The organism is Dehalococcoidia bacterium, assembly GCA_040902535.1.
Lineage (GTDB): Bacteria > Chloroflexota > Dehalococcoidia > DSTF01 > JACRBR01 > JBBDXD01.
In genome coordinates, this window is sequence record JBBDXD010000020.1 from 48,112 (window position 1) to 74,905 (window position 26,794).

At 65.6% G+C, this 26,794-nt stretch carries 29 protein-coding genes and 1 tRNA gene; 15 read left to right on the plus strand and 15 right to left on the minus strand.

The features are described 5' to 3' along the window. The first annotated feature begins 99 nt into the window (after positions 1–99). Positions 100–972: a hypothetical protein gene (locus WEB52_11420; protein MEX2227045.1), complete on the plus strand. Its 873-nt coding sequence runs from the start codon at positions 100–102 to the stop codon at positions 970–972. Here WEB52_11420 and WEB52_11425 read toward each other — a convergent pair. The 4 genes from WEB52_11425 to WEB52_11440 form a co-directional block, all read right to left on the minus strand. Beyond that, positions 969–2,348, minus strand: a complete 1,380-nt coding sequence (locus WEB52_11425) for a replication-associated recombination protein A (protein MEX2227046.1) — start codon at positions 2,346–2,348, stop codon at positions 969–971. The genes WEB52_11420 and WEB52_11425 overlap by 4 nt on opposite strands. A gap of 307 nt (positions 2,349–2,655) precedes the next feature. Continuing rightward, positions 2,656–3,501 carry a cytochrome c biogenesis protein CcdA gene (locus WEB52_11430; GenBank protein MEX2227047.1) on the minus strand — a complete coding sequence of 282 codons (846 nt, stop codon included), beginning with the start codon at positions 3,499–3,501 and terminating at the stop codon, positions 2,656–2,658. 6 nt (positions 3,502–3,507) lie between these two features. Beyond that, the gene (locus tag WEB52_11435) at positions 3,508–3,732 is read right to left on the minus strand and encodes a hypothetical protein (protein ID MEX2227048.1); all 225 of its coding nucleotides are present in this window, start codon (positions 3,730–3,732) and stop codon (positions 3,508–3,510) included. Positions 3,733–3,899: 167 nt separating this feature from the next. Next, positions 3,900–4,934: a hypothetical protein gene (locus WEB52_11440; protein MEX2227049.1), complete on the minus strand. Its 1,035-nt coding sequence runs from the start codon at positions 4,932–4,934 to the stop codon at positions 3,900–3,902. Between the two features lie 144 nt (positions 4,935–5,078). Between WEB52_11440 and WEB52_11445 the strand changes: the two genes are divergently transcribed. The 3 genes from WEB52_11445 to WEB52_11455 all read left to right on the plus strand — a co-directional run bounded on the left by WEB52_11445 (position 5,079) and on the right by WEB52_11455 (position 7,877). Next, positions 5,079–6,410, plus strand: coding sequence for a M20/M25/M40 family metallo-hydrolase (locus tag WEB52_11445; GenBank protein MEX2227050.1), 1,332 nt, complete (start codon positions 5,079–5,081; stop codon positions 6,408–6,410). Between the two features lie 116 nt (positions 6,411–6,526). Continuing rightward, positions 6,527–7,276, plus strand: a complete 750-nt coding sequence (locus WEB52_11450; protein ID MEX2227051.1) for a 3-hydroxyacyl-CoA dehydrogenase family protein — start codon at positions 6,527–6,529, stop codon at positions 7,274–7,276. Between the two features lie 13 nt (positions 7,277–7,289). Beyond that, positions 7,290–7,877, plus strand: coding sequence for a PHP domain-containing protein (locus WEB52_11455; protein MEX2227052.1), 588 nt, complete (start codon positions 7,290–7,292; stop codon positions 7,875–7,877). Here WEB52_11455 and WEB52_11460 read toward each other — a convergent pair. Beyond that, a complete protein-coding gene (locus WEB52_11460; GenBank protein MEX2227053.1) occupies positions 7,874–8,611 on the minus strand; it encodes a hypothetical protein in 738 nt (245 codons plus the stop codon). The genes WEB52_11455 and WEB52_11460 overlap by 4 nt on opposite strands. A gap of 359 nt (positions 8,612–8,970) precedes the next feature. Between WEB52_11460 and WEB52_11465 the strand changes: the two genes are divergently transcribed. The 4 genes from WEB52_11465 (at position 8,971) to WEB52_11480 (ending at position 12,911) form a co-directional block, all read left to right on the plus strand. Then, complete coding sequence (locus WEB52_11465; protein ID MEX2227054.1) at positions 8,971–9,498, plus strand: hypothetical protein; 528 nt, start codon at positions 8,971–8,973, stop codon at positions 9,496–9,498. A gap of 216 nt (positions 9,499–9,714) precedes the next feature. Continuing rightward, positions 9,715–10,848: a twin-arginine translocation signal domain-containing protein gene (locus WEB52_11470; GenBank protein MEX2227055.1), complete on the plus strand. Its 1,134-nt coding sequence runs from the start codon at positions 9,715–9,717 to the stop codon at positions 10,846–10,848. A 153-nt stretch (positions 10,849–11,001) separates the two neighbouring features. Further along, positions 11,002–12,243, plus strand: coding sequence for a Gfo/Idh/MocA family oxidoreductase (locus WEB52_11475; GenBank protein MEX2227056.1), 1,242 nt, complete (start codon positions 11,002–11,004; stop codon positions 12,241–12,243). A gap of 2 nt (positions 12,244–12,245) precedes the next feature. Further along, the gene (locus WEB52_11480) at positions 12,246–12,911 is read left to right on the plus strand and encodes a class I SAM-dependent methyltransferase (GenBank protein ID MEX2227057.1); all 666 of its coding nucleotides are present in this window, start codon (positions 12,246–12,248) and stop codon (positions 12,909–12,911) included. A 38-nt stretch (positions 12,912–12,949) separates the two neighbouring features. On the opposite strand, the gene WEB52_11485 is transcribed toward WEB52_11480, so the two are convergent. The 4 genes from WEB52_11485 to typA all read right to left on the minus strand — a co-directional run bounded on the left by WEB52_11485 (position 12,950) and on the right by typA (position 17,481). After that, the gene (locus tag WEB52_11485; GenBank protein ID MEX2227058.1) at positions 12,950–13,987 is read right to left on the minus strand and encodes a Gfo/Idh/MocA family oxidoreductase; all 1,038 of its coding nucleotides are present in this window, start codon (positions 13,985–13,987) and stop codon (positions 12,950–12,952) included. A 12-nt stretch (positions 13,988–13,999) separates the two neighbouring features. Next, positions 14,000–14,788 (minus strand): sugar phosphate isomerase/epimerase family protein, encoded by a 789-nt coding sequence (locus WEB52_11490; GenBank protein ID MEX2227059.1) that lies wholly within the window; start codon positions 14,786–14,788, stop codon positions 14,000–14,002. 206 nt (positions 14,789–14,994) lie between these two features. Next, positions 14,995–15,336, minus strand: coding sequence for a DNA alkylation repair protein (locus tag WEB52_11495; GenBank protein MEX2227060.1), 342 nt, complete (start codon positions 15,334–15,336; stop codon positions 14,995–14,997). Positions 15,337–15,624: 288 nt separating this feature from the next. Next, complete coding sequence (typA, locus tag WEB52_11500) at positions 15,625–17,481, minus strand: translational GTPase TypA (GenBank protein ID MEX2227061.1); 1,857 nt, start codon at positions 17,479–17,481, stop codon at positions 15,625–15,627. Positions 17,482–17,620: 139 nt separating this feature from the next. Here typA and WEB52_11505 point away from each other — a divergent pair, with 139 nt between their 5' ends. The 3 genes from WEB52_11505 (at position 17,621) to WEB52_11515 (ending at position 19,338) form a co-directional block, all read left to right on the plus strand. Continuing rightward, positions 17,621–17,953: a hypothetical protein gene (locus tag WEB52_11505; GenBank protein MEX2227062.1), complete on the plus strand. Its 333-nt coding sequence runs from the start codon at positions 17,621–17,623 to the stop codon at positions 17,951–17,953. A 2-nt stretch (positions 17,954–17,955) separates the two neighbouring features. Continuing rightward, on the plus strand, positions 17,956–18,234 hold the full coding sequence (locus tag WEB52_11510) for a hypothetical protein (protein MEX2227063.1): 279 nt from the start codon (positions 17,956–17,958) through the stop codon (positions 18,232–18,234). A gap of 219 nt (positions 18,235–18,453) precedes the next feature. After that, entirely contained in the window at positions 18,454–19,338 is an 885-nt protein-coding gene (locus WEB52_11515; GenBank protein MEX2227064.1) for a hypothetical protein, read from the plus strand. Here the strand turns inward: WEB52_11515 and WEB52_11520 are convergent. The 4 genes from WEB52_11520 to WEB52_11535 all read right to left on the minus strand — a co-directional run bounded on the left by WEB52_11520 (position 19,335) and on the right by WEB52_11535 (position 21,693). Next, positions 19,335–19,499, minus strand: coding sequence for a hypothetical protein (locus WEB52_11520; protein ID MEX2227065.1), 165 nt, complete (start codon positions 19,497–19,499; stop codon positions 19,335–19,337). The genes WEB52_11515 and WEB52_11520 overlap by 4 nt on opposite strands. A 366-nt stretch (positions 19,500–19,865) precedes the next feature. Further along, positions 19,866–19,942: transfer RNA gene (locus WEB52_11525), tRNA-Pro, on the minus strand. Positions 19,943–19,981: 39 nt separating this feature from the next. Next, positions 19,982–20,767, minus strand: coding sequence for a nucleoside phosphorylase (locus WEB52_11530; GenBank protein MEX2227066.1), 786 nt, complete (start codon positions 20,765–20,767; stop codon positions 19,982–19,984). Next, complete coding sequence (locus tag WEB52_11535) at positions 20,764–21,693, minus strand: dihydroorotate dehydrogenase (protein MEX2227067.1); 930 nt, start codon at positions 21,691–21,693, stop codon at positions 20,764–20,766. The genes WEB52_11530 and WEB52_11535 overlap by 4 nt, the downstream gene beginning before the upstream one ends. A 170-nt stretch (positions 21,694–21,863) precedes the next feature. Between WEB52_11535 and WEB52_11540 the strand changes: the two genes are divergently transcribed. Together WEB52_11540 and WEB52_11545 are read left to right on the plus strand one after the other, a co-directional pair. After that, the gene (locus WEB52_11540) at positions 21,864–22,094 is read left to right on the plus strand and encodes a hypothetical protein (GenBank protein MEX2227068.1); all 231 of its coding nucleotides are present in this window, start codon (positions 21,864–21,866) and stop codon (positions 22,092–22,094) included. A gap of 1 nt (position 22,095) precedes the next feature. Continuing rightward, positions 22,096–22,908 (plus strand): SDR family oxidoreductase, encoded by an 813-nt coding sequence (locus WEB52_11545; protein ID MEX2227069.1) that lies wholly within the window; start codon positions 22,096–22,098, stop codon positions 22,906–22,908. A 9-nt stretch (positions 22,909–22,917) separates the two neighbouring features. Here the strand turns inward: WEB52_11545 and WEB52_11550 are convergent, their stop codons facing one another. Further along, positions 22,918–23,610 (minus strand): HAD family hydrolase, encoded by a 693-nt coding sequence (locus tag WEB52_11550; GenBank protein MEX2227070.1) that lies wholly within the window; start codon positions 23,608–23,610, stop codon positions 22,918–22,920. Positions 23,611–23,667: 57 nt separating this feature from the next. Then, entirely contained in the window at positions 23,668–24,009 is a 342-nt protein-coding gene (locus tag WEB52_11555) for a rhodanese-like domain-containing protein (protein MEX2227071.1), read from the minus strand. A gap of 156 nt (positions 24,010–24,165) precedes the next feature. Between WEB52_11555 and acsA the strand changes: the two genes are divergently transcribed. Continuing rightward, positions 24,166–25,908: an acetate--CoA ligase gene (gene acsA / locus WEB52_11560; GenBank protein ID MEX2227072.1), complete on the plus strand. Its 1,743-nt coding sequence runs from the start codon at positions 24,166–24,168 to the stop codon at positions 25,906–25,908. 185 nt (positions 25,909–26,093) lie between these two features. After that, on the plus strand, positions 26,094–26,765 hold the full coding sequence (locus tag WEB52_11565) for a hypothetical protein (protein MEX2227073.1): 672 nt from the start codon (positions 26,094–26,096) through the stop codon (positions 26,763–26,765). Positions 26,766–26,794: the final 29 nt, after the last annotated feature.

Sequence of the window (26,794 nt, forward strand, 5' to 3'; positions counted from 1 at the left end):
CAAAAGCAACTTATGTGGCACGGCGTGCGCCTAGAAGGCCCGGTCTGGGGACGGGGCCTCGCGCTTGACTCCACCAGTTCGACAGTCAATGCTGCGACGATGAAGCCGTCGCCCAGCTCGCTGACACGATTGGTCGCTGGTGCCGCGCTCATTGTCGTTGTTGTCGCGGTCGCCGGGTGCTCAAGGGACAACCAAGGCGAAACAGCTACGAGTGAAGAGATTGAGGCGTACTTCGCTCGCCTCAACGCCATCAATGCTCAGGCCTATGGGCGCTTCGAACTGCTCGTCCGTATCCTCGACGATTCGAGCTATACCGAAGGACTGAGCGTCAACAGCCGTCGCTTCGATGAGGGTGCGAATGCACTGCGTAATCTAACGGCGCCAGCCACATTCGAAGCCGAGCATGACGCGTATGCCGCGGCATTGAAAGATGTTGCCGACGAACTCGAGCAGAGTCTGCAGCGGATCTACGACGGAGAGGATGTAACCGATCAGATCGTCTCCCAAGTCGAGGGACCTCTCGCGGACAAATTCGCCGCACTTGCCGAGGCGTGTAGGCAGATCGCGCGGCAAGCAGACGAACTAGGGGTGTACGACGCCACAGAATGCGGAGGCGATCCCTACTTCATCGAGGCCGTAGAGCCGCCGTGGTCACATCGCGTGCATGTGAACCGTTGCTGCGGTGGCTCACACCCGCTGTCCAATCCACTCGACATCTTCTATGGAAGTGACGACTCTTGGGAGCGTACCGTCCAGCACTACAAAGATGAGATGACGAAGCGTGGCTTTCAATGGACTGAAGAGGAAGATCGGATCAGGTTTTCGAGACCGAATTGGCCTGAGGAATGCTTCTTTCTCCAACAGTACCGTGAAGAAAGTCGACGGTACGAGGTCGACGCGTCCGATGTTGCTGATCTTGGTCGATACGACCATGCGTATCAGACGGGATATACGTTGCTCTGCCTGGGCTAGTCTTCCGCCGGTTGTGTCCGCTTGTTCGTCACCCGCTGCTCCTCCCGCTCGCGCTTGCGGCGGCCCTCCCACCCCTGGTCCGTCGCGCGGTAGTACGTGTGACCCGCGACGCGGTCCGGCAGGTGCTGCTGGTCGACGACGGCGCCCTCGTAGTCGTGCGCGTACTTGTAGCCGGAGCCGTAGCCCATCTGGCGCATGAGGCCGGTGACGGCATTGCGCAGGTGCAGCGGCACCGGATCGTTGCGCGTCGCCTCGACGTCGCGCAGGGCGGCGCCATAGGCGCTGCCGGTGCTGTTGCTCTTCGGCGCGAGCGCCAGGTACAGCGCGGTCTCCGCCATCGCGAAGAAGCCTTCCGGCAGGCCGATGAAGTGCACCGCCTGCTGGCACGCCGTCGCGACGACGAGCGCCTGCGGGTCGGCGAGCCCGACGTCCTCCGACGCGAGGATCACCATGCGCCGGACGATGAAGAGCGGATCTTCGCCCGCCTCGATCATGCGCGCGAGCCAGTAGAGCGCCGCGTCAGGGTCGGAGCCGCGCACCGACTTGATGAACGCCGAGATGGTGTCGTAGTGGGCATCGCCCTGCCGGTCGTACAGGTAGGTGCGTTGCTGCAGCGCTTCTTCGATGTCGTCGACGCCGACGCGACGGCCCTCGCCGCTCTGCGCGTTGAGCACCGCCGCCTCGACGGCGTTGAGGGCGATGCGGGCATCACCGCCCACCGACGCCGCGAGCGCCTGAACCGCCTCGTCGTCCATCGCAACGCCGCTGGCGCCGAGTCCGCGCGTCTCGTCGGCCAGCGCGTTGCAGATGATGCGCTCGATGCTCTCCGGTTCGAGCATCTTCAACGCGAAGACGCGCGAGCGCGAGAGCAGCGGGCCGATTACTTCGAACGAGGGGTTCTCCGTCGTCGCGCCGATCATCGTCACGGTGCCGTCTTCGACGAAGGGCAGAATCGCGTCCTGCTGCGCCTTGTTGAAGCGATGGATCTCGTCGATGAAGAGCACGGTGCGCCCGAGCCCTGCGCGCAGCCGGTCGCGCGACTCCGCCGTGACGCGCCGCAGGTCCGCGACGCCGGCCGAGACCGCGGACAAAGGCACGAACGTCGACTTCGACATCCTCGCGACGATGCGTGCGAGCGTCGTCTTGCCGGTGCCCGGCGGTCCCCAGAGGATCATCGAAGGCAGGCTGTCCGACTCTGCGAGGCGGCGCAGGATGCGGCCTTCACCGACCAGGTGCTCCTGGCCGACGTACTCGTGGAAGGTACGCGGGCGCATGCGGGCGGCGAGCGGCGCGGAAGGCAGCGGCTCGTCGTTGCCGTCGACTTCGGGCACGAACATGGGGGTGGGGCGGGCTGGGGTTTTGCGTGGGCGTGGCATGTGGGGATTGTACTTGGCCGGTCGTCGGTCGTCGGTGCGGTCAGCGGTCAGCAGGGAGGCGGGGGAGCCCATCTTCGACGCGCTGCCTGACAATCACGATGCGCTGGCGCGCTTCGGACGCAGCTGAAGCTACGTCCCTACGATCGGCTCGATGACGGCTGCGGCGCTTCTTCACGACTGCTCACTCGCGACTGACGACAGATGCGCTGGCGCGCTTCGGACGCAGCTGAAGCTACGTCCCTACGATCGGGTCGATGGCGGCTGCGTGGGTTCCTGATGACCGCACAGTTGCAGGGTGACGATGGAGCTAGATCTCGTTTAACTCGTCCAGGAATGGGAGTTCGGAGAAGAAGCGATTGAAGATCGTTGCCTCGTCGAGGAAGATCAGGGCGCCGACGAAGATGATCATCACGCCGGTGACGACTTCGACGATGGGCAGGACGCCGCGGATGCGGCGGAAGAAGCGGGTCATCGGCACGACGGCGAGTCCCGTGATGATGAAGGGCACGCCGAGGCCCAGCGAGTACACGAGCAGCAGGTAGAACCCCTGGGCGACGTCGCCGGTGGCCGCGGAGAGCGTGAGGATCGCGCCGAGCACGGGGCCGAGGCACGGCGTCCAGCCGATCGCGAACGCGGATCCGACGCCGAACGACTTCGCGTAGTCAATGCCGGCCCAGCCGCCGCCGCCCATGCTCATCGTCGCGCTGCCACCGCCCGATGGCGCGCCGGCGGGCGCGGAGGCCGTCGCGAACTGCATGGAGTACGTCCGATAGAGGAACGGGATACGGATGACGCCGATCAGGTTGAGGCCGAGCACGATCAGCACCACGCCCGCGACGCGCTCGAGCGTGCGCTGATGGTCGCGCACGAAGTTCGCGTGCTCGGAGCCGAACAATACGCCGAGCAGGCCCGCCGACGCGCCGAGCAGCGAGAAGGCCGCCGTGAAGCCGAGCACGAACGTCGCCGCGTGCGTGACGGTCCTCCGGCGCTGCGATGCTCCGGGCTCAAGCGTCGCGGTGGTGCCGGTGAGGTGCGCGAGGTACACGGGCACGAGCGGCAGCACGCACGGCGAAAGGAACGACAGCAGTCCGGCGGCGAACGCGAACGCGAACCCCCACGGCCCGGTGAGATAGTCGACCCAACCCTCGGTCATGGTTTCCTAATCAAACGGCGACTTCTCGTCCGCCGGGATGCCGAGCAGGGCGAGACGCGCCGCGTCGTACTTCTCTTTCGCGCGAGCTTCGCGGTTGAGCAGCCCCTTCATCTGGTCGCCCTCGGGCGTGCGGGAGCCGTCGATGAACACCTCGTGGAGGGCCTGCAGCTTCTTCTGCCAGTCGTCATACGCCTCGAGGTACGCTTTGCGACGATCTTCGCTCGCCTGCATGTCTGTCGTGCTCCGCCATGCGCTGGAATGCTAACTGCACCACGATCGCGGGCTGAAAGCCCGCGCCACGGGCAGTTCCCGCGTCACAGGCAATTCCCGCGCCACGGGCAGCTGGGCCGGACTGCCCCCGCGAGGTTCGACGATCCAGCGTACCGCGGCGCGATCCGCTAACGCACCACGAAGATGCCGACGCCGACCACCGCAAATCCGAGGATGGCGGCGAGCATGGCGACGAGCGTGATCAGCGGCTCGACCTGCTCGCGCGGCGGGCCAAAGCCGCCCTGCCCCAGCGACATGACGGCGCCTGGCTCACCAGCCGCGTCCACGCCCGGCGTGAGGCAGACATCGGGGACGGGCAGTTCCGCAAGGAGAGCAGGCCGCGAGACCTCGCCTGTAGGGGCGTGGATGTATCCGACGATCGCCAGGCTGCCGCCCTGGCACGCTTCCTGCAGTGAAACTTCGAACGCGATGGACACATCGACCGCGGCAGGTGACGGGGGATCGTTGTGGAGCGTGGTCAGATGGAACTTCTCGCCGAATACCTCCTCGCCGAGCAGCGGCTCCACGCGCGCGTAAGCATCCGGTATGGACATATGGTCGAACAGCGCGATGTCGGCAGTGAACGTGTCGATCTCGCGCGCGGCGTCATTCGCGGTCAGGAGCGCCTGGAAGCGACGCGGGTCGTCGGTGTTCTGGCTGAGTTGGAGGCGCATCGTCACGGGCGGCGGCGCATCGTCCGGCTCGATGACGACGAGCTGTCGCGCGAGTTCGCGTCCATCGCCGGGGAGGAAGAGCCGCGCTACGGCGCCGCTCGGCTGCTGCGGCACTCGCACGATCACGTCCAGGTCGAGTACGCGCTCCTCGCCCGGTGCGAGGTCGCCGATGGTGTAGACGATCTGGCCGCCGTCCACGTCGAACGGAGCGCCGTCGAGGCGGCCGCCGAAGAAGTAGAACCGATCAGGCGGCGGCAGGTTGGCGGCCGGTTCGAAGTTGAATCGGACGTCACGGAGCGGGTCGCTGCCGGTGTTGGTCGCGACGGCCCGGCAGCGGAGCAGCGTGTCGACGCCGCTGGGGGCGCGCGGCGGATCGCAGGTGTACTCCAACGTCGCGGCCTGCTCCTGAGCGCCGGCCTGCAGCACAAACGAGGCTCCGGCGGCGACGGCGGTGCCCGCGAGGGCCAGGACGATCAACAGCGTACGCATGGCGTGTACCTCCTCTTCCGATCGCAGCATCGTCTCTGCGCGCGCCGCCGCACTCGACGCGCGACCGGCGGATGGATGGCGCTTCGCCTACGCGACCGAAACGGCAGCTTCACCTACAATGCCCGCGCACGAGAGGAGTCACGCATGGCTGACGCGCCGCGGATCGACTGGGACGCCATCACGTCAGAGGCGGCCCAACTGCTCTCCGACTTCATCCGCATCGACACGTCGAATCCGCCGGGGCGCGAAAAGGCGGCATGCGACTGGCTGGCGGATATCTTCCGGCGCGAGGGCATCGACGACGTGGCGTTCTACGACGCGTCGGACGGGAGCGAGCACGGCGCCGAGCGGATGAACATGACGGCGCGGCTTTCCGGGAGCGGCGGCAAGCGCCCCCTCGTGCTCCTGAGCCATACGGACGTCGTGCCGGTGGAGCGCCAGTACTGGGACTTCGAGCCCTTTTCGGGGGCCGTCGTCGATGGCGTGATCTACGGGCGCGGGGCGCTGGACATGAAGTCCATGGGCATCATGGAACTGATGGCGATGCTGATCATCAAGCGGAATGGTCTACTGCACAGCCGCGACATCGTCTACATGGCGCTGGCCGACGAAGAGGCCGGCGGCAAGTGGGGCATCGAGTGGGTCGAGCAGCACCATCCCGAACTGCTCGATGCGGAGTACGTGATTAACGAAGGCGGCTGGGGCAACGCCGAGGTGTTCGGGACGCGGCGACCGGCGTTCAACGCCTCGATCAGCGAGAAGGGGCCGCTCTGGCTGAAGCTGACGGCGGAGGGACGTCCCGGGCATGGTTCGGTGCCCCACCCCGACAACGCCCTGGAGCGCCTCGTGCGGGCGCTGTTCCGCATTCGAGAATGGGCGCGCCCGGTCAACGTGGTGCCGGAACTGCGCGAATACTTCGAACGGTTGCATCGCGCGCAGGTCTTCAAGGGCGACGGCACGCAGCAATCGATGGAACAACTCGCGCGCGATAACCTGCTGGCGAATGCGCTGCTGACGAACACGATCAGCACCACCAGCATGCGCTCCGGCATGAAGCACAACGTGATCCCGGCGATCGCCGAGGCGACGATCGACTGCCGGCTGCTGCCCGGCACCGACCACGAAGCGTTCACACAGCAGGTACGTGACGCCGTCGATGACGGGAAGGTGCGCGTGGAGCCGATCTTCTCCGCCGACACGCCCGCGTCTTCGACGGACACGGAGTTGTTCGCGCTGATCGAGGACGTCGTCCACGATCACATGGAGGAGGCGCTCGTGCTTCCCAGCGTCTCGGCGGGGTTCACCGATTCGCGCGTCTTCCGGCGGCACGGCGTCGAGTCGTACGGCTTCATCCCGATCCTGCTGGAGCAGGACGAGGCGGCGACGATCCACGGCCACAACGAGCGCATCACGGTCGACAACCTGCGGCTTGGCACGCAGATCCTCTTTGAGACGGTACGGAGGCTTTGCAGCTAACGCACCGTAACGGAACGCGGAGATCCATCGATGCCGACCGGCTCGCGTCGGCGCCTCGTGTCACGCGATGACGCGCGGTAAGATCGCAACGCCGCTCGTGGAGGCAGGAGGAACGCATGCAACTCGCTGATATCAAGCTCGTAGGCGTGATGGGCGGCGGCGTCATGGGCGGCGGCATCGCACAGACGTTCGTCGCCAACGGATTCCGCACCATCGTGCGCGACCTGAACGACGACCTCATCGAGAAGACGCGCGAGACGATGATCGACGGGCGATTCGGACTGAAGGGCGCGGTCGAGCGCGGCAAGATGACGCAGTCCAATTACGACGCGACGGTCGACCGGCTGTCCTTCACGAAGGAAGTCGCGGAACTGCGAGACTGCGACCTGATCGTCGAGGCCGTGCCCGAGAACCTGGACCTGAAGAAGAGCGTTTTCTCCGAGTTGGACCGCATCGTGCAGCCCGGAGCGATCCTCGCAACGAACACATCCGGGTTCTCGATCTCGGACTTGAACAAGGCGGTCTCCCGTCGTGACCGGTTCATCGGATTCCACTGGTTCAGCCCGGCGTTCATCATGAAGATCATCGAGGTGGTGTACGCACCCGAGACGTCGCAGGAGACGCTCGACACGATGATGGAGCTGACGCGGACGTTCGGCAAAACGCCGATCAAGGTGAAGGACGCGCCGGGCAAATACGGCTTCGTGGCGAACAGGATCTACTTCGCGATGGTTGCCGAGGCGCGCAAGGTGCTCGAAGAAGGCGTCGCCAGCGATGAAGACATCAACGCGGCGATGCGACTCGGCTTCAACTGGCCCGCCGGACCGCTCGAGATGGTGGCCGGCGCGCGCAAGGGCTGGCAGTAACCATCCGGTCCGCGTGCTGATTGACCTTCACTGTCACACGAAGGTGTACTCGGCGTGCAGCGCGCTCACGCCGGACGCGCTCGTGCGCGCCGCGCGAATGCGGGGCATCGATGGCGTGTGCATCACCGAGCACGACGCGGCATGGCCGACGGACGACGTGCGGCGGTTGGCGGACGAAATGGACTTTACGGTGTTGCGCGGCATGGAGATCACCACGGAGATCGGTCATGTGCTGGTCTTCGGCGTACACGCGTACCATCCTTCGATGGCGCGCCTGGCCGACCTGCACCGCATCGTCCGCGGCGAGGGCGCGTGCATGTACCTCGCCCACCCGAGCCGCCGCTACGGCACGCTGCCGCCGGACGATCTGGGGACGTTGTTTGACTCGGTCGAAACGCAGAACGGCACGGAGGGCATGCTGCAGAACGACACCGCCACCCGGATGGCGGCTTCGCTGCGCCTCCCGGGCATCGGCGGGAGCGACGCACACTCTGCACGCGAGGTTGGCGTGTGCGCGACGGAGTTCGATGTCGAGATCCGGGATGAAACGTCGTTTTTGTGGGCGTTACGCGCGGGCAGGTATCGCGCAGTTCGCGTCTAGACGGCCTTGGGCCACTCCCGCTTTGTGAGCCGCGGGAAGTCGAGCAGCGGGCGCTCGACGGCTTCGGCATCGGCCGACTCGAGGCGGCCCTGCGCCATGAGCGAGATCCTGTCGAACAGCAACTGCGCGAACGCGCCGAAGAACGCCGCGAATCCCAGTAGCTGCACGCTCTCCTCGATGTTCACCTCGATGCCGTAGAGGACGCTCGTCTCGTCGAAGAGTTCCAGGTGGATCGCCGGGAACATCAATGCCTCCAGCGCGACCTTCCCCGCGCACAAGGCGATGCCGAACCCCACCCAGAGACGCGCCGGCGTACTCGCGCGACCGACGGCGATGATCAGCAAGATCACGAGAGCGATGAGGAACGGCGCATAGACAGCCTCCCAGATCACGCGTCCAGCTTGCTCCGGCAGATCGAAGCGTTGTTCGATGCTCTCGCCGACACGCTCATGGAGGGAGATGCTTTTGTCGAGCGACAAGAACGCCATCGCTCCGCCGGCGAGCAGCCACATCAAGCGCTGGCCGCTATCGCGGTACGTAGAAGCGAGTCCGAGAGCAGCAAGTGCGGCGCCGGCGAGCACAAACGAATGGAACCAGGTGACGGCATTGAAGCGCCCGTCGATATCCAGCGCCCAGATGTGTTCGGGAGCGATCCAGCGTTGGAAGACGTCCGCGGCGACCAGCGCCAGTCCGCCGGCCAGGGCGACCGCCAGAATGACCCGATCCAACCGCAAGGACGAAGGTTCGATGATAGTGCCTGCCAGCCGCTGCAACTCCCGCAGGGGTCCATCTAAGTATCGACATCTCACGTACCTTCCAAGAGCAATCCGAACGTCGCAGGGCCCCTGTCATCGAATTGTCCCGAGGCGTCGTCCGGGGCTACGCCAATCTGCGATGCCACCTCGCTTAGATTCAGACAACACGCTCTGGATCAGGATTGCGCAGGTTCATGGAACATCACCTCGCCGCCCTCCTTTCGCATCCCGTGAAACAACCGGCGTGGCTCATCGATATACAGGATGAGGTACGCTAGGTGTTCAAACTCCGCGGAACCATGCCTTCCATCACCGCGACACGCGGGGACGAGCGCGACATGGCCCGCAAGATCGAGCACGCCGTGGATTCCGATCCCACCTGCGCGGGCGTCATCGCCGAACTGGTCGCCGAGTGTCGCAGCCGGGCATTAGCCCGCCCGGATGAAGCGTCGTGGCATTTTCTCAACGGCCGGCTCTTGATGGCCGCCGGAAATCCCCTGGAGGCGCGCGACGAGCTGGAACGCGCCGCGCTCCTCGACCCGCGCGACCCTCGCATCACGGCTCATCTCGGCCTGTGGTACGAAGCCGCGTTGCTGGCGGCGACGGGCACCACGACGAACGTCGAACTTCCGCCCTCGGTGGGTCCGGAGGTGAGCGCCAGCGCGGCGCGCTTCGCGGCCATCGAGGAGGCGCTCAGCGTCGAAGATCTTGCTCAGCGTTCGCTGGAACTCTTCGAGCAGGCACTCACCTTCCGGCTGCCACGCCGCGACGTTCAATTCCTGCAGCGCCACGCGGCGATCGTGTGCGAGAGCGCTTCGAATACCGACGTGCGCATGCCGCGGCGCGCACTCCTGCGCGCGGTATAACAGTTTCGCATACACTCCGAAGTGCATTCGGGCGGTAGTTCCTTCGCCTGATTCGACTTCGCTCGCGGCGTAACCTTTCTCAGCACGCCGGGCGTCGCAACTCCGCATCTCTGCCCAGAAAAAATGTGACAGCTCCGAGTAGGAAAAGCATCGCATGTCTGGTAGCCTTACCCCTCGTAACGGGATGCGGGGCATGGAACTCTTGGGGATGGTGCGATGGGTGAAGATAGCATCCTGACGACGGGATGGTCGAGGCGGAAGTTTCTCACGACGGCGGCGGTAACCGTGGGCGCGGCGGCGGTGTCGCTGGGAGCGCAGTGCGACCCGGCGCTCATCCGAAAATTGCAGCAAGGCAAGAACCCGCAGCCACCGCACCACAAGGTGTGGGTCTGGCAGTTCTCCACTGACTCGGAGCCAGATCAGATCGTGGCGAACCTCGGCGCGAACGGCCTTGGCATCCTGATGAAGACGCACGACGGCGTCGACTGGATGTCGCGCTACGACCGCTCACGAAACGCCGTGAACGGCCCTGGCCAGGTCGCGAATCTCGTCCGCTTCTTCGAGGACCGCGGCGTGCCGTTTCACGCGTGGAGCGTGATCAAAGGCATCGACCCGATCCGCGAAGCCCAAATGGTCGCCGATGTCCTGTCGGCGGGCGCTCGCAGCCTCGTCCTCGACCTCGAGGGAGGAGCAGGCTTCTGGGCCGGCACTCCGGCCGACGCCGCCCGGTTCGGCGACCACCTGCGTAAGCTGACGCCGTTCGGGCGCGTGGACATCTCGATCGATGCACGTCCGTGGCGCATCAACCTCGTGCCGATGCCGGAATTCGTCGCGCTCAGCGACGGCATCTGGCCGCAACTCTACTGGGACACATTCAACTCGGCCGGCAACCGCGACGGCTATCGCAATTCCGGTTATCCGACCGGCGCGAGCGGCATGACGCCGGAGTTCCTGCTCGATACGACGCACGTGGTCCTCGGCGGTTATAACCGCGATGTCATCCCTGTCGGCCAGGGCGCCGCGATCGACCCGAATACGTGGTCGCGATTCGCGCGGCGCGCGTGGGAACTGGGGATGGGCACGGTTTCCGTGTGGCGGTACGGCGTGACGCGGTACGAAACGCTTTCGTACCTGGGCGAGAATCGCGCGGGCATCGCGCCGCAGCCGCCGAAGCCGACGCTGACGCCGCAGTCGTCTTCGACGCGTCCGCCGTCGCCGACGAAGACGACGCGAGCGACGAGGACGCACACGCCGACGCGTACGCGGACGAATACGCCGACGCGCACGCACACGCCAACACCGGCGGCGCCTACCCAGACGTTGACACCAACGCACACGCCGACCGTGTAGACGGTTACTCCCGCCCCCTACCGTAAGCAGCGGCCCGTCGCCCGGCGCCGGCCGGATGCCGGTGATCGTGCCTGCGTTTGCCGCGTGCTGGCGCGTTACTCCGTTCGCAACACACAATACGCCGTCCCCTGGTACGACTCGACGGAGGCGCGCATGACGGCGGCACGCAGTCTCGGCATCGGATTTGTGGGAGCCGGCTTCATGAACGGCTTCCACGTGCGTTCGCTGGAGAGCGTGCGGGATTGCCACGTCGCCGGCATCTACAGCCCGACGCGTGCCAACGCCGAGGGCCTCGCCGCCGTTTCGCACGCGCGGCGCGTCGGTGAACCGAACATCCACGGGTCGATCGCCGATCTCGTCGCGGATACGGGCGTCGACGCGATTTGGGTGGCGTGTACGAACGATACGCGCGTCGCGGTCGTCGAGGAGATCGTCGATGCTGTGAGCACCGGCAAAGGTGAGCTCGCCGGCGTGGCGATGGAGAAGCCGCTTGCGCGCAATCTGGCGGAAGCGAAGCGCCTCATCGAACTGATTGAGTCGACGGAGTTGCTGCACGGCTACCTGGAGAACCAGGTGTTTCAGCCGTCGCTCGTGCGCGGCAAGGAGATCGTGTGGCGCCGCGCCGTGCCGATCTCCGGGCGGCCGTACCTCGCGCGCGCCGCGGAGGAGCATAGCGGGCCGCACATGCCGTGGTTCTGGAGCGGCGAGCGGCAGGGCGGCGGCGTGCTCAACGACATGCTGTGTCACAGTTACGAGGCGGCGCGCTTCCTGCTCACGGGCCCCGATGAATCACGCGAGGCCTTGCAGGTCGAAGACGTGAACGCGCAGATCGCATCGCTGAAGTGGACACGCCCCGAGTACGCACAGATCCTGCGCGACATGTCGGGCGGGCGCGTGGACTACAGCCGCTCGCCCGCGGAGGACTTCGCACGCGCGGCCGTTACCCTGCGCGCGCCGGGCGGTGAAAAGGCGCTGGTCGAGGCCACGACGTCTTGGAGCTTCGTCGGGCCGGCGCTGCGACTGCGCGCCGAACTGCTCGGCCCGGAGTACGCGATGCAGGTCGACAGCCTGATGACTGACCTCACCGTCTTCTTGAGCCGCCGCGTCCAGGGCGACGCGGGCGAGGACCTCGTCGAAAAACAGAACGCCGAGCAGGGGCTGATGCCGGTGATCTCGGACGAGCCGGGCGTCTACGGGTATGTAGCCGAGAACCGCCACATGGTGCAGGCGTTCCTCGACGGCCGCATGCCCGCCGAGACGTGGTACGACGGACTCGCGGTGACGGAGGTGCTCATGGCGTGCTACAAGTCCGCGGAGGACGGCAAAACGCTGCGGTTCCCCATCGACCTCAGCGAGTACGTGCCGGCCGTCGCGCGCGGCGAGTGGAAGGACTAGGAGTGCCGTCGTTTGCGTATCGCATCTCGGGATTCAACCGTCGTCGGAAGTGGGAGATTTTCCTGCGCGATTTTGCCCCGCAACCCGCCGACCGCGTGCTCGACGTAGGGTTCAGCGACAACGAATACAGCGCGACGGACAACTTCCTCGAAAAACACTACCCGTACCGAGCGCAGATCACGGCGCTCGGCATCGATGCGCCGTCGCTTTTCCCGGCGCGCTATCCCGATGTGAAGGTCGTGCAATACGAAGGACGAGAGTTCCCGCTCGCGGACAACGCATTCGACGTGGCGTGGTCGAACGCCGTCATCGAGCACGTTGGGCAGCACGAGGGGCGCCGGGAGGCGCAGATCCTGTTCTTGCGCGAGATCGCGCGCGTGTCGACATCGGCGTTCGTGACGACCCCCAACAAGTGGTTTCCTATCGAGGTGCACACGCGGACGCCGTTGTTGCACTGGCTCCCGAAGCGCTGGTTCGACCGCTATCTGCGCTGGCGGGGCATCGACTGGGCCGCGGGCGACTACATGGACCTGCTGTCGTTGGGCGAGATGCGCCGGTTGCTTCGCGACGCCGGCATCACGAAGTACCGCATCGTGCAGAACCGGCTGATGGGGTTGACGCTCGACTTCGTGGTGATGATCGGAGAGGCTCGCACGCGGCCCGCCTGATCGCGGAAGCCCGCCAGCCGAAGTAGACGATCACCTCGTTACTCGCCGATCGTAACCTCGCGGCCGTCGGCGGCGGAGCGATACGCGGCATCGATGATCTTCTGGATGTTGAGCGTCTCGGCGGGCTGCACGAGGGGCGCTTCTTTGCCCTCGACCACGCGCAGCCAGTGCGCCATCTGGCGGTTCTGCGCCGGCGCTTCGCCGACGTTGATCTTCTGGTCGATCGTCATGCCCTCGTGATTGCGATAGATCGCCGGCGGTGCGGTCGTGCAGCCCGCGTCGGTGCCGAGCACGCGCACGGAGAACGTCTCCTGGTCGATGTGCGCCGCCCACGACGTGCGGAGCAGCAGCGAGCCGCCGTTATTGAAGTGGATGAGCGCTACCGCAAAATCCTCGACGTCGAACGTGGCGGGATCCCAGGCGTTGCGCAGCATCTTCGCGATCTCGGGGCGCTTGCCGAACTTCGCGGCAGCCGTCGCCGAGACGCGCACGGGCGTGGGATTGCCCATGAGCCACATCGCGAGGTCGAGCATGTGGACGCCGATATCGAGCAGCGCGCCGCCGTGCGAGAACTGCGACTGGTGGAAGACACCCCAGGTGGGGATGCCCATGCGGCGCAGCGCGGTTGCTTCGCCGTAGTAGATCTCGCCGAGGTCGCCGGCGTCGATGCAGCGCTTGACGGCGCGGGAGCGTGCATCAAAGCGCCACAACTGGGCGGCCATCAGCACCCTGTCCGCAGCACGCGCCGCCTCGAACATCTCGTGCGCGTCGCTGACGCTGATGGCGAGCGGCTTTTCGCAGAGCACGTGGGCGCCGCGCTCGAGCGCGTAGAGCACGGGCTCCTTATGCAGTGAGTTCGGCAAGCAGACGCTCACGGCGTCCGGCTTCTCGGTGTCGATCATCTCGCGCCAGTTGGCGTAGATCTTCGGGATGTTGTGCTGCGCCGCGAGCTTGCGCGCCGGCTCTTCGTTGACGTCGCAGATCGCGGCGACCTGGTGGCCCGACGCCGTGAATCCGGGCAGGTGCACGACGCGCGCCGCGAACCCCGCTCCAATGATGACCGTGCGCGGCGCCATGCCTAATGCTCCCTACTGAAACCGTTCGAGCAGGCGCTTGCAGGCCGCGATGCCTTCGCGCTCGCCCAGCCGCTCGCCCTCATATTCGATGCCGACCCAGCCGCGGTACGCCGCTGCATCGACGATCGCCATCATGCGCGCGAAGTCGACCTTCGTCTCGTCTCCGGCGTCATCGAAGTCGTAGCACTTGGCGCTGACGGCCTTTGCGCGCGGCATCATGCGTTCGACGGCGTCGTAGCGGTCGATCTCGTCGGGAAAGTTGCCGAAGTCGGGAAGCGTGCCGAAGCGCGAATGGTCGACGCGCCGCATCAACTCCATGAGCCAGTCCGGCTCCGACGACAGTCCCCAGTGGTTTTCGATCAGCACGTCGATGGCGGCGGCGTCGGCGTATTCCAGCAGGGCGCCGAACGACTCGACACAGCGCTCGAGCGCATCGGCGTCACCGGGCTGGGCGCCGGTGTTGCAGCGTATGGCGTGGCAGCCGAGCACCGCGGCGATATCAATCCACTTGTGGTGGTTCTTCGCGGCGAGGAGGCGCTTGTCGCGCTCGGGGCCCGCCATGCTGCCCTCGCCGTCGCACATGATCAGCAGCAACTCGACGCCGCGGTCGTCGGCGCGTTGCTTGAGTTGCTTGAGATACGCGTACTGCGGCGACGGGAAGAACGTATTGACCATCTCGAAGCCGCCGATGCCGGCGTCCGTGCAGAGGTCGACCATGCCGAGCTGGTCGATCTCCTTCGCGAAGTACATCCGGTGGAGCGACCAGGCGGCGAGTGAAATCTGGAACTTCGGGCTGGACACGTGAGACCTCCCGGTGCGCGCCTGAGGCTGCGCGCCATCCTACGCGACGCGAGCGCGATGAGGAAGCGCTGCTCAGCGCGCCTTCGAGCGCAGGCGCGCCTGCACGGCTTGGCTGCGCAGTTCGCGCAGCGCATCGGCGGCGATCCAGCGGCCGGCGCGCGTGCCGGTGGCGGCCATCCGCTCGGCCGAGGCGATGGCGGCGCGGTTCAGGGCGGGTTGCGCTTGCCGATCTGGCGCAGCGCCCAGTTCACGGCCTGGCGCACGTACTTGCGATCGTCGCCCGACGCCTCTTCGATCAGTGGCAGGAATGGCAGGAACTGCTCATCTGACGCCGTCTTGTCGCTCACCGCCAGCCCCGCCATGAGTGCGAAGCAGGCGCGCCGCTCGAACTCGGGCTTGCGGCGCGCCCACGCGTGAGCCTTCGCGTAGGCGTGCGCTGTGTGGCGCCAGAGATCGAAGCATGTTCCATCGCAGAGGTCCCAGGAGTTCAGGTCGCGCACCCAGTGCTCCATCTCTCGCTTCGTCGTCTTCGCGGGATCGGCGACCATGCCCGCGATGTGGCGAGGTCGTGGATGCCGGTGTCCCACAGCTCGAACGCGAGCGCGTGGTTGCGGCCGCTCTCCTTCGCGAGCTTGCGCAGTGCAGGGATGGCGAGCCGAACCCGGTGTGTGAGTCGATGTTGATGCCGAACCGCGCCATGCCCTCGAGGTTGCGTGGATCGCCGAGGGTGCGGAGGCGTGCGATGACGGTGGCCACCGTCGCCGGAGTTGCGGTCCTGGAGCGAGCGTTGCGCGCGGGAGCCATGCGCCGATGGTAGTCGGCAGCGGCGGGTGGGGCTATTGCTTCTGCCAGTAGCGAGGACGGCGATTCGGGTCGAGGATGCGCTTGCGCAGCCGCAGTCCTGACGGCGTCACCTCCAACATCTCGTCGTCGCGGATGAACTCCAGCGCCTGTTCCAACGAGAGCCGCCGCACGGGCATGAGCTGCACGGCGATATCCGACGTCGACGAGCGGATGTTGGTGAGCTTCTTTTCTTTCGTGATATTGACGTTGATGTCCTCTTCGCGCGCGTTCTCGCCGACGATCATGCCCTCGTAGACGGTCTCGCCCGGCTCGACGAACATCTCGCCGCGGTCCTGGGCGTTTTCGATCGCGTATGCCGTCACCTTGCCCGCGCGATCCGCGACCAGCGCGCCGGTGAGGCGATGCGGGATATCGCCCTGCCATGGCTCGTAGCCGTCGAAGAGGTGGTTGAGCAGCCCCGTGCCGCGCGTGTCCGTGAGGAACTGGCTGCGAAAGCCGATCAGCCCGCGGGACGGAATGCGAAACTCGAGGCGTACGCGGCCCGTGCCGTGGTTCACCATGTTCGCCATGCGGCCTTTGCGCATCGAGAGCATTTGCGTGACGACGCCGACGAAGTCCTCGGGGCAGTCGACGGTCAGGTGCTCCATGGGCTCGTGCAGCGCGCCGCCGATCTTTCGCGTGATGACCTCTGGCTTGCTGACGTTCAATTCGTAGCCTTCGCGGCGCATCATCTCGATCAAGATGGCGAGTTGCAGTTCTCCGCGGCCGGCGACCTTGAACTGATCGGCGGCCTCTCCCGGCTCCACCGTGAGACTGACGTTCGTCAGGATCTCCCGTTCGAGGCGCTCCTTGATATTGCGCGAGGTGACGAGCTTGCCTTCCTTCCCGGCGAAGGGGGAGTCGTTGACGGAAAACACCATGCTGACCGTCGGCTCATCGATGACGACCGGCGGAAGCGGCCGCGGATCGTCGGCGTCGGTGATGGTGTCGCCGATGTTCACATCGTCGAAGCCGGTGAGCGCGACGATGTCGCCGGGACCCGCTTCGCTGACTTCGACGCGCTCGAGCCCATCGAACGCGTAGAGGTTGGAGATGCGACCGCGCTCGACGGTGCCGTCGTGGCGCACGAGCGCGACATCCTGGCGTTGCTCGATGTGGCCGTTGACAACGCGTCCGACGGCGAGCCGCCCGACGTAGTCGGAGTAGTCGAGGTTCAGGATGAGCATCTGCAGCGGCATCTCCGGATCGAAGCGAGGCGCCGGGATCGTACGGATGACCTCATCGAAGAGCGGCTTCAATTGATGGTCCTCGCCATCAGGCGTCAGGCGCGCGATGCCGTCGCGCGCGATGGTGTAGAGCACCGGAAAGTCGATCTGGTCTTCCGTGGCGTCGAGGTCGATGAAGAGGTCGTAGATCTCGTTGAGCACCTCTTGTGTGCGCGCGTCCTTGCGGTCGATCTTATTGATCACCACGATGGGCGGCAGATTCAGCTCGAGCGCCTTCTTCAGGACAAAGCGGGTCTGGGGCAACGGGCCCTCGCTCGCATCGACGAGGAGCAATACGCCATCGACCATCTTCAGCGTGCGCTCGACCTCGCCGCCGAAGTCGGCGTGCCCGGGCGTATCGACGATATTGATCTTGTAGTTGCCGAAGCGAACGGCGGTGTTCTTGGCGAGGATCGTGATGCCCTTCTCGCGCTCGAGATCGTTCGAGTCCATGACGCGATCGACGACCTCCTGGTTCTCGCGAAAGACGCCGCTCTGCCAGAGCATGGCATCGACCAGGGTGGTCTTGCCGTGGTCGACGTGGGCGATGATGGCGATGTTGCGCAGGTCGTCGCGCACGGCCGTAGCGGCGCCTTCGGCCGCGCCGATGTGGGTCTCTTGCACGGTTGCTCCTCTGGGGGCTGAATCTGTGTAGCTCCTACAGGGTAGCGCATTCGATCCGCCGCCGCGTCGGCATGGAATCGACATACAGCGCACCGACGATGCGCCCGGAACGGCACGGCCGCATCGTTAGACTCGAACCATGACGTGGGAAGACCTGCATCCGGCGATGTTCAAGGGCTCGACGCCGCGCGTGTTCGCCACGAACCCCGACGACGCGGAGTCGGGCCGCGTCTTCGTATGGGCGCAGGCGCGCTGGTTTGAACGCGTCGAATCGGCGACGGGAAACGGCGCCGTCGAGTTTTCGCCGGTCGCCGACGCGGAGGACGAACTGCGCGAGTGGCTGCGCGAGCAGGGGTTGGAGATGGACGAGCTGGACGAAGAGTTCGCCGGCACGGTGAAGGACGAGTTCACGAACCAGATATCGCTCTACCCCGAAGCCGAAGAAGAGTCGCTATCGGACAGGGAGCCCTGACGATGAGTTGCGAACCGCACTGGCGCGCGTATCTCGCCGCCGAAGCCAAACACGAGGCCGCGAGCCAGGCGCTGCACAAGCAGTCCGGCATCTGGGGCTCCATACAGGAAGACCTGGTGCCGGCGTTCGAAGACCAGGACTTTGGCGACCGCGCTGCTCTCTACGAGGCCGCCGCCGCCGCGCAAACCGACGCCGTCGAGAAGTTCGCCCGCTTCTACGAGCACAGCCGTCAGCACAAGGGGACGGTGCAGCATCCCGGGCACGACGTCGCGGTGAGCTAAGCGAACGTCACATCGCCTGCCCGCGTCGCAACGCGTTCCGTCGCATGCACTCCGACCGCCGCCGATTACACTGCGGCGCGAAGGAGCGCGCGTGTCCATACCGATCGACGCGCTTCGCCGGCTGAAAGCCTGGCCCGCTGGATTCTCGGCGCCTGGCGGGTTGCGAGCACCCAGCCGCGGGTGCAAGCTGTCCTCAGCATCAGCGAGGAGCGTGCAGCCATGACGACGCCAGCGACCAGCGACCAGATCATCGAGCGAAACGGAGTGCTCGTCGGGCCTTACCGGGCCCCGCGCAACCTGGCGGCGAACGAGCGGGGCAGCATCCACGACGACAGCGTCGCCACGAAGCTGGGCTTCCGGGGCGGCACGGTCGCCGGTTCGATCCACATGGAGCAGTTCCCGCCGCTCCTCGTGCGCGCGTTCGGCGAACGATGGTTCGAGACCGGCGGACTCTCGTGCTACTTTCGAAACGCCACCATGCACGAGGAGCGGGTGCGACCGCTCGCGCAGACGCCGTCCGGCGCCTCGCACGATCAGGTCAACATCTGGATGGAGCGCAACGACGGCATGCAGGTGCTGGAAGGCACCGCGAGCGTCGGGGCGCCTGCGGAGCCGTCGATGCTGCGGCGTAAGCTTGCGGAGCCGCGCGAAGCAGGCGAATTGCGCATCCTCGCGCATCTCGCGGCCGGGCAGACGCTCGACACGAAGCCGTCACGTCTCGAGTTCGATGCGCTGACGGACCGCCGCATCGACGCCGTCACCGAACCGATGCCGTGGTACCGCGATTCGTCGCCGTGGGGCGGTGCGATCGTCAATCCCGGGCTGCTCGTACACATGATGGTGCAGGTGGAGCCGGGCGTGCGCGAACATCAACGCGTCGTCGGCCTGTACGGCGCCATCGAGACACGGCATATCAACGGGCCGATCTTCATGGAGCGCGACTACGAGGTCTCCGGCAAGGTGCTTGCGCTCGGCACGACGCCAAAGACGGAGTACGTCTGGTTCGAGACGCTGATGCGCGAGCCTGGCGGCCGCGACGTCGCGTCGATGCTGATGATGCTGCGGTTCATGAAGGCGTCATCGCCGTTGTGGGCGCCCGGCTAAAGGCGCTGGTCCACGAGCCCGACGTCAGTACGCCACCGTCCCGTCTCCGCGAGCCAGAGCGCACCGGCTGATACGACCGAAAGCAGCGCGAGTTGCGCGAACAAGGCCAGCGTCACCGGTTCGAACAGGTTGGAGTCGCCCTGGCCGGAGCCCTTCAGCATGGCGAGGGTGAGCGCGCCGCGCGGCAATCCTGTCAGGATCCCGACGTAGACGCGCCCAGAAAAAAGACCGCGATAAAGAACGCCAGCATGATTGCCACGAGTATGGCCGTACGACGACGGACGGGTCGCCTACGCCCCCAGAGCCTTCTCCGTGATCAGCACGAAACATCCGAGACACGAACGCCAGGCCCAGCCATCCCGCTACGGGCACGAACTCGAGCGCGATGTGGGTGCCAAGAAAGCGGCGTTGGTGACAGGGTGGTGGCGTCGTCATGCCACGAGTATCGACCCGACGCTCCCCGCTGCCATGGTGCAGTCAGGCAATACCGGCGTGACGAACGGACTACTGAGGCGGCGGGACAAGGTTGGTCGGGGAGACAGGATTCGAACCTGCGACCTCCTGGTCCCAAACCAGGCGCGCTACCGGGCTGCGCCACTCCCCGACGCTCTGCGTCTCGCACTGAGGGTACAACACCCGGCGCTCACGGCAGCGCCACGCCCGCCCTCCGTGACGCGACGGTCAGCGCCACCCGCGCCGCCTTCATCATGCCGCGGATCATCGCCTCGCCGCCGAACCCCATGTTCCATTCTTCGCCGTGCAGCTCGTCTGAGACGGCGACGATCGCCGCGCAGCGCACGCCGCGGATCGCCGCGACGGTGAACAGCGCCGACAGCTCCATGTCGACGGTGATCACGCCGGCGGCGCGGTACAGCTCGATCTTCTGCTTGTGCTCCATGTAGATCGCGTCGGTGGTCCAGTTGATTCCGCGCTGCACATCGATGCCGCGCGCGGCGGCTTCCTGCGCGAGTTCCGACGCCAGGTCTTCGTCCGGAACGGCGGGCGTGTCGGCGGGCGCGTAGTGGTGCGATGTGCCCTCTTCGCGGATGGCAGACGCCGGGACAACGACCGTGCCGACCGGCGCTGTCGCCTGCAGGCTGCCCGCCGCGCCGGTCGTGATCAGCGTGCGCATACCACAGACGTACATCTCTTCGAGCATCGCGACGCTCACGGGCGCGCCGATCGGGAACGTGACGATGCTGAGCGCATCTCCGAGGGCAAACGCGTCGTCCTTCCAGTCCGACCAGCGGTCGAGCCGCGTCGCGCCTGCCACTTCGGCGAGGTATCGCGTAAGCCGGCTGCTGAACGTGCCCAGCACTACGGGCTTGATGCCGAGATCATCCTTCGTGACGCCCTGCGATGAGCAGTAGTGCCCCACGAGGCGCGCCGGATCGACGTACGGCTCGCCTTCGAGGTAGAAGCCGGTCATCGATCGCCGCGCGCGGCGCCGATGATCTGGCGCACGTCATCGATTCCTTCGTCGCGCATGTAGCGTTCGATGCCGGCGAGCACTTCGAGCGGCGCCAACGGGTTGCGGAACGTCGCCGTGCCGACCTGCACCGCCGTCGCGCCCGCCAGGAGGAATTCGACCGCGTCGTCGCCGGTCATGATGCCGCCGCAGCCGATGATGGGCACGTCGACGGCGCCGGAAACCTGCCACACCATGCGCAGCGCGATCGGCTTCAGCGCCGGTCCGGATAATCCCGAGAACACGCGCGTGATGCGGGGCCTGCGCGCAGGCACATCGATCGTCATGGCCTGGAGCGTGTTGATCACGCACAACGCACCGGCACCTGCATCGGCGCAGGCGCGCGCGATCGAGACGATGTCGGTGACGTTCGGCGTCAGCTTCACGATGACGGGCAACGTCGTTGCCCGGACGCAGGCTATCGTGACAGCCGCGGCGCTCTTCGCGTCCTGCCCGAACTCCATGCCGCCCTGCTGCGCGTTGGGGCTGCTGATGTTCAACTCCAGCCCGGCGACGCCTTCAACGTTCTCGAGACGCGCCGCGCACTCGCCGTACTCGTCGACCGTGCTGCCGAGGATGCTTACGACGACGGGCACCTTCCATCGTTTCCACACGGGCACGCAGTCGCGCACCATCTTGTCGATGCCGATGTTTTGGAGGCCGATAGAGTTGAGCATGCCCGCCGGCGTCTCATCGATGCGGCCGCCGGCGGGGCTGCCGGCGCGGGGACGCAGGGTTGTCGTCTTGCTGACGATCGCGCCAAGCCGGTTGACGTCGAACACCTTCGCGTACTCGATGCCGTAGCTGAACGTTCCGGACGCCACCATCACGGGGTTGGCGAGCGTCAGTGCCCGCTTGCCGGCCGCGATATCGACGCTGAGGTTCATCAGGCGGATTATAGGCGCCCCGGCATGTAGACGCTTCTCGTTCGCACCGACGACTGGAGGCTGGAGGCTGGATTTGAAGGATTCGGTTGCGCCAGCACCGTGCGCGGTGTTAGGCAGAATGGAGAGATCTGCGAGGCGTGGCTGAGAGCGCCACAGCGACGGGAGGATTCATGGGCCGCAAGGAACTCGAAGCGCTGATCGCCGTCCTGCAGCAGCAACTCAAGGCGGGCGCTGACAACGTCATCACCGGCAGCTGGACGATCACCTTTTCCCGCGACTTCAACGCGTTTCTCTTCGAAAAGTGCGAGGTCGGCGGCTACTGCGAGGAGCGCCCGAGCGTAATCAACCTCGAAGGCAAAGTGCTCGACAAGGGCGGGCCGCTGCTTGGCGAGCCCGCATAGCTTGGCGCATCCGTTCGATGGCCACGTCGCGATCGTCACGGGCGCCAATCACGGCATTGGCGCCGCGACGGCACGCGTCCTGGCGGCCCGCGGGGCGGCCGTGCTGCTCAACTACCTCAGGATCGCGGACGAAAGCCACGAGGCTACGCCGCGGGCCTATCGTCGCAATCGGGCGATGTCTGCCGATGCGACCCTCGCCGAGGTCGTCGGCGGCGGCGGCCGCGCGATCGCCGTGGAAGCTGATCTCGGTGACGTGGCGACGCCTTTCTTACTCTTCGATGCCGCGGAGCGCGCCTTCGGCCACGTCGACATCCTGGTGAACAACGCTACGGGCTGGCGTCAGGACACGTTCAAGCCGGCCAGCGTCGACCGGCTCGGCCGGCCGATGCAGCGCGTGACGGCGGGGACAATCGATGCGCAGTTCGCGGTCGACGCGCGTGCGTCGGCGCTGCTCATCGCCGAGTTCGCGGCGCGACACATCGCACGCGGCGGCGCGTGGGGACGGATCGTTGGTCTGACGTCGGGCGGCGCGCTGGGTTTCCCTGAGGACGTGTCGTACGGAGCGGCAAAGGCAGCGCTTGAGAACTACACGATGTCGGCGGCGATCGAACTGGCGCCGTACGGCGTCACGGCGAACATCGTGTATCCGCCTGTGACCGATACCGGCTGGGTGACTGATGCAGTGCGCGATTTCGTACGCGCGAGCCCCGAACACATGCACGTCGCGGAGCCCGATGAAGTCGCTGAGGTCATCGCGTACCTGGTGTCAGACGAGGCACGGCTGATCACGGCGAACGTCGTCCGCCTGCGATGACGGCGGCCGTCACGCCGTCGCATGGACGATGATCGACACCACCCTGTCCACGTCGTCGAGCGATGCCAGTGCGACGTCCGCGCCGCACGCGAGCAACTCATCGACCGGATTGCGTCCGGTGGCGACGCCGAACGCGAAGGCGCCGTTGGCGTGCGCCGCTGCTATGTCGTGCGGCGTGTCACCGACGACGACGACGCGGTCCCCGTTCGCGCGTCCCTCCGTGAGGCGCTCGATCGCGAGCCGCACGACCTCGTCGCGGGAAGGTGAGTCTTCGCCGAACCCTCCGACGAAGCCGGGGAAGTAGCGGTCGATGCCGTAGTGCACAAGCTTCATTTCGCCGCCACGGCGGAAGTTGCCTGTGCCCAGGCCCATGACGACGTCGTCGCGGGCATCCAACGCTTCGAGCAGTTTCCCAATGCCGGGCATCAGCTTGCCCTCGACCTCCTGCAGCGCCATCTGCAGGTGCGGGATATAGGCGTCGAGGAAACGCACAAGTTCGCCGCCCATGCGCTCCGGCTCGATGCCGCAGGCGTGCGCCGCGTCCGCGAAGATGGCGGTGTCCGTGCGCCCGGAGAACTCGACGCGCCCGAAGGCGTCGTCGACGCCGTAGAGGTCGTTGAATGCACGACGCATGCCCAGGCTGCCGGCGCCCCCGGTGTAGAGCAGCGTGTTATCGATATCCCAGAGCACGTACGAGGGCACGGCATTCCTCACAACAAGAAGCCCCCGTCGGACAGGGGCTATGGGTGCGGTGTGCGATCAGTCCTCAAGCGGTTCGCCGGCCTTCTTCCAGGCGTCTGTCCCGCCCTCGAGGTTATAGAGGCGGTCGGCCGGAAGGCCGCCCGCCGCGGCCATCTCGGCAGCCAGCGCGCTTCGCTGTCCGACCGAGCAGACGAAAATGATCTTCTTGTCGGCGGGAAGCTCTTCGCGGCGCTGGAAGACGCTGTTCACGGGGATGAGGGACGCACCGGGTACGTGGCCCGACTGGTATTCGTTCGGGTTCCGCACATCGACGATCACGGCTTCGCCATCGCCGACCATCTGCTTCATCTCTGCGACGTCGATGCGATAGAACGGTTCGCGTTCGTCCTTGGTGGCCATAGGAACGCTCCTGGGTGATAAAGCCCGTCAATGACAGTCTGGCAACCCACCGCGTCGCGCGCAAACGCGGCAAGCCTCCGCGCGCTGTTGACCGTCCGAGAGCGGCGTGGCTAGATTGTCGGACGCAACGCGTAACGATCAGAAAGGTGCTGCTCCATGGACTACGCGACCATCGCGAAGCCGCCCGTCGACCAGTTCAAGGTGCGCCCCAATCTGGACGACTACGATGGCATACGCAGCGGTTTCGTCTACCCCGACGTCATCAAGCAACTCGATGGGCTGCCCGGCGGCGGCCTCAACATCGCGTACGAAGCGATCGACCGTCACGTCGCGAAGGGGCGCGGCGACCATCTCTGCTGGATCTGGGAGGGCAAGGACGGCTCGATCGAACGGTATACCTACGCGGACGCCGAGCGGATGTCGAACCGCTTCGCCAACATGCTGCGGAACCTGGGCGTCGAGAAGGGCGAGCGCGTGTTCTGCTTCATGGATCGCGTGCCGGAGTTGTATGCCGCCGTCTTCGGAACTTTGAAGGCGGGGTGCGTCACGGGACCGCTGTTCAGCGCGTTCGGACCGGACGCCGCGGGCGATCGCCTGGCCGATGCAGGCGCGAAGGTGCTGGTGACGTCGCCGGACCAGCGGCATAAGGTCGAGAAGATGAAGCCCAACCTACCGGACCTGGAGCACATCATCATCGTCGAGCACGGCAAGGAACCCAAGCTCGAAGCGGGCGAACTGTCGTGGAACGAGTTGTTTCACGAAGCGTCTGAAGACTTCAAGATCGTGCACACGCAGCCTGAAGATCCCGCCGTCATGCACTACACGTCTGGCACGACCGGAAAGTCGAAGGGGGCCGTACACGTACACCAGGCGGTGCTCGGCCATTACGCCACCGGCAAATACGTGCTCGACCTGCACCCGGATGACATCTACTGGTGCACCGCGGATCCGGGATGGGTCACCGGCACGTCGTACGGCATGTTTGCGCCGCACACGAACGGCGTCACGTCGGTGATCTACGAGGGTGGGTTCTCCGCGAGCAAATGGTACGACGTCATCCAGCGTCACAAGGTCACCGTCTGGTACACGGCGCCGACGGCGATCCGCCTGCTCATGAAGGCGGGCGACGAGATCCCGAAGAAGTACGATCTTTCGACGCTGCGGTACACGATGTCGGTGGGCGAGCCGCTGAACCCCGAGGCCGTCGTGTGGGGCGAGCGCGCCATCGGGTTGCCGTTTCACGACAACTGGTGGCAGACCGAAACCGGCAGCATCATGATCGCGAACTACCCGGCGATGCCGATCAAACCCGGGAGCATGGGCAAGCCGATGCCGGGCATCGAACCCGGCGTGATCGACGAAGACGGCAACATCAAACCGGCCGGCGAAGAGGGCGACCTCGCCGTGCGCCCCGGCTGGCCTTCGATGTTCCGGACGTACTGGAACAACGACGCCATGTACCAGTCGAAGTTTCGCAACGGCTGGTACATCACCGGCGACCGAGCGCGCACCGATGAAGACGGCTACTTCTGGTTCGTCGGCCGGTCCGACGACGTGATCAACACGGCGGGCCATCTCGTCGGGCCGTTCGAGGTGGAGAGCGCGCTGATCGAGCACCCGGCCGTCGCAGAGGCGGGAGTCATCGGCAAACCCGATCCCGTGGCGATGGAGATCGTGAAGGCGTTCGTCACGCTGAAAGACGGCTACGAGCCTTCGGACAAGCTGCGCGGCGAACTGCTGCAGTTCAGCCGCCAGAAGCTCGGCCCCGGCGTCGCGCCGCGCGAGATCGACTTCATCACGACGCTGCCAAAGACGCGCTCGGGCAAGATCATGCGGCGGCTGTTGAAGGCACGCGAACTCGGCTTGCCAGAGGGCGATATCAGCACGCTGGAGGAGTAGATCGCCACTCGACTCGTGCTCATCGGTCAACGCTCGCCACGTTGTGAAGCGGGCGGTCTTTTCATCTCGAACTAGATTAATGGTTCCCAAAACTGCCTCTTGAAAACCTTTTCCAACGAGAGCAAGATACGAGCCGGTAGGTAATATATCACCGGTTTTAGCCTGATCGGAGGCAGCTTTCAACCATGACTCAAAGGCTAAAGCTCTTCGTAGCAATCGGAGCAGCCGTGCTCATCGCTGGTGTCGCGATTGGGACGATCTTGGCAGTGCGCACGAATTCGTCCTCCGCGTCAGAAGCCGGACCTTCCGCTGGCGAGGTAAAGGCAGTACTTGACGCTGAACGCGGCGCAGTGGGGGTTGATGCGACATACGAGGACGATCTGTACGGATTCCGGTTGAGCTACCCGGTGCAGAAATGGCATGTCACTCTCGGTGACAGTCCTGACCCCCACCGGATACAACTGCAAACGACGGGCGTCTTTGCCCCTTCAGGATCGCCCAGTACGGGCACACAGCCGTCAGCCGAGATCACAATCCAGCCTTATCTCTCAGAGCCAGTCTCCGACGCTAGGTGCGAGGAGCCGGAGGCATCGAAAGTGGCTGGATATCCAGCCTTCATATGCGCCTACTCGTACGGCAATAGTTACAAGAATTTTGAGCCGACGCCCCAAGAGTGGAGTGTCATATCGGTGACGCTCGTGCTCGATGACGGGCCTGTGTACATCAGCGCGGCCATCCTGAAACCTCTTGGTGAGCCCGATCCTTCGAAGGCGCTTGACGCATTGCGGAGCCATGCCACTGACGTGATGGAGATCATCAAGAGTTTGGAAGTCAACGTTCAGTCGCCTTCGTCGTGATAAAGGGCAGGCTGTTGTCAGTCGTTAAC

Bases quoted from the DNA above. Each gene is read 5' to 3' on its own strand.
- WEB52_11530 (MEX2227066.1), bottom strand. From the start codon at position 20,767: ATGACCGGCTTCTACCTCGAAGGCGAGCCGTACGTCGATCCGGCGCGC.
- WEB52_11430 (MEX2227047.1), bottom strand. From the start codon at position 3,501: ATGACCGAGGGTTGGGTCGACTATCTCACCGGGCCGTGGGGGTTCGCG.
- acsA (MEX2227072.1), top strand. From the start codon at position 24,166: ATGGACTACGCGACCATCGCGAAGCCGCCCGTCGACCAGTTCAAGGTG.
- WEB52_11465 (MEX2227054.1), top strand. From the start codon at position 8,971: ATGGCCCGCAAGATCGAGCACGCCGTGGATTCCGATCCCACCTGCGCG.
- WEB52_11520 (MEX2227065.1), bottom strand. From the start codon at position 19,499: ATGCTGAAGGGCTCCGGCCAGGGCGACTCCAACCTGTTCGAACCGGTG.
- WEB52_11555 (MEX2227071.1), bottom strand. From the start codon at position 24,009: ATGGCCACCAAGGACGAACGCGAACCGTTCTATCGCATCGACGTCGCA.
- WEB52_11475 (MEX2227056.1), top strand. From the start codon at position 11,002: ATGACGGCGGCACGCAGTCTCGGCATCGGATTTGTGGGAGCCGGCTTC.
- WEB52_11540 (MEX2227068.1), top strand. From the start codon at position 21,864: ATGGGCCGCAAGGAACTCGAAGCGCTGATCGCCGTCCTGCAGCAGCAA.
- WEB52_11485 (MEX2227058.1), bottom strand. From the start codon at position 13,987: ATGGCGCCGCGCACGGTCATCATTGGAGCGGGGTTCGCGGCGCGCGTC.
- WEB52_11425 (MEX2227046.1), bottom strand. From the start codon at position 2,348: ATGCCACGCCCACGCAAAACCCCAGCCCGCCCCACCCCCATGTTCGTG.
- WEB52_11535 (MEX2227067.1), bottom strand. From the start codon at position 21,693: ATGAACCTCAGCGTCGATATCGCGGCCGGCAAGCGGGCACTGACGCTC.
- WEB52_11510 (MEX2227063.1), top strand. From the start codon at position 17,956: ATGAGTTGCGAACCGCACTGGCGCGCGTATCTCGCCGCCGAAGCCAAA.
- WEB52_11450 (MEX2227051.1), top strand. From the start codon at position 6,527: ATGCAACTCGCTGATATCAAGCTCGTAGGCGTGATGGGCGGCGGCGTC.
- WEB52_11445 (MEX2227050.1), top strand. From the start codon at position 5,079: ATGGCTGACGCGCCGCGGATCGACTGGGACGCCATCACGTCAGAGGCG.
- WEB52_11505 (MEX2227062.1), top strand. From the start codon at position 17,621: ATGACGTGGGAAGACCTGCATCCGGCGATGTTCAAGGGCTCGACGCCG.
- WEB52_11495 (MEX2227060.1), bottom strand. From the start codon at position 15,336: ATGGTCGCCGATCCCGCGAAGACGACGAAGCGAGAGATGGAGCACTGG.
- WEB52_11420 (MEX2227045.1), top strand. From the start codon at position 100: ATGAAGCCGTCGCCCAGCTCGCTGACACGATTGGTCGCTGGTGCCGCG.
- WEB52_11515 (MEX2227064.1), top strand. From the start codon at position 18,454: ATGACGACGCCAGCGACCAGCGACCAGATCATCGAGCGAAACGGAGTG.
- WEB52_11470 (MEX2227055.1), top strand. From the start codon at position 9,715: ATGGGTGAAGATAGCATCCTGACGACGGGATGGTCGAGGCGGAAGTTT.
- WEB52_11435 (MEX2227048.1), bottom strand. From the start codon at position 3,732: ATGCAGGCGAGCGAAGATCGTCGCAAAGCGTACCTCGAGGCGTATGAC.
- WEB52_11565 (MEX2227073.1), top strand. From the start codon at position 26,094: ATGACTCAAAGGCTAAAGCTCTTCGTAGCAATCGGAGCAGCCGTGCTC.
- WEB52_11440 (MEX2227049.1), bottom strand. From the start codon at position 4,934: ATGCGTACGCTGTTGATCGTCCTGGCCCTCGCGGGCACCGCCGTCGCC.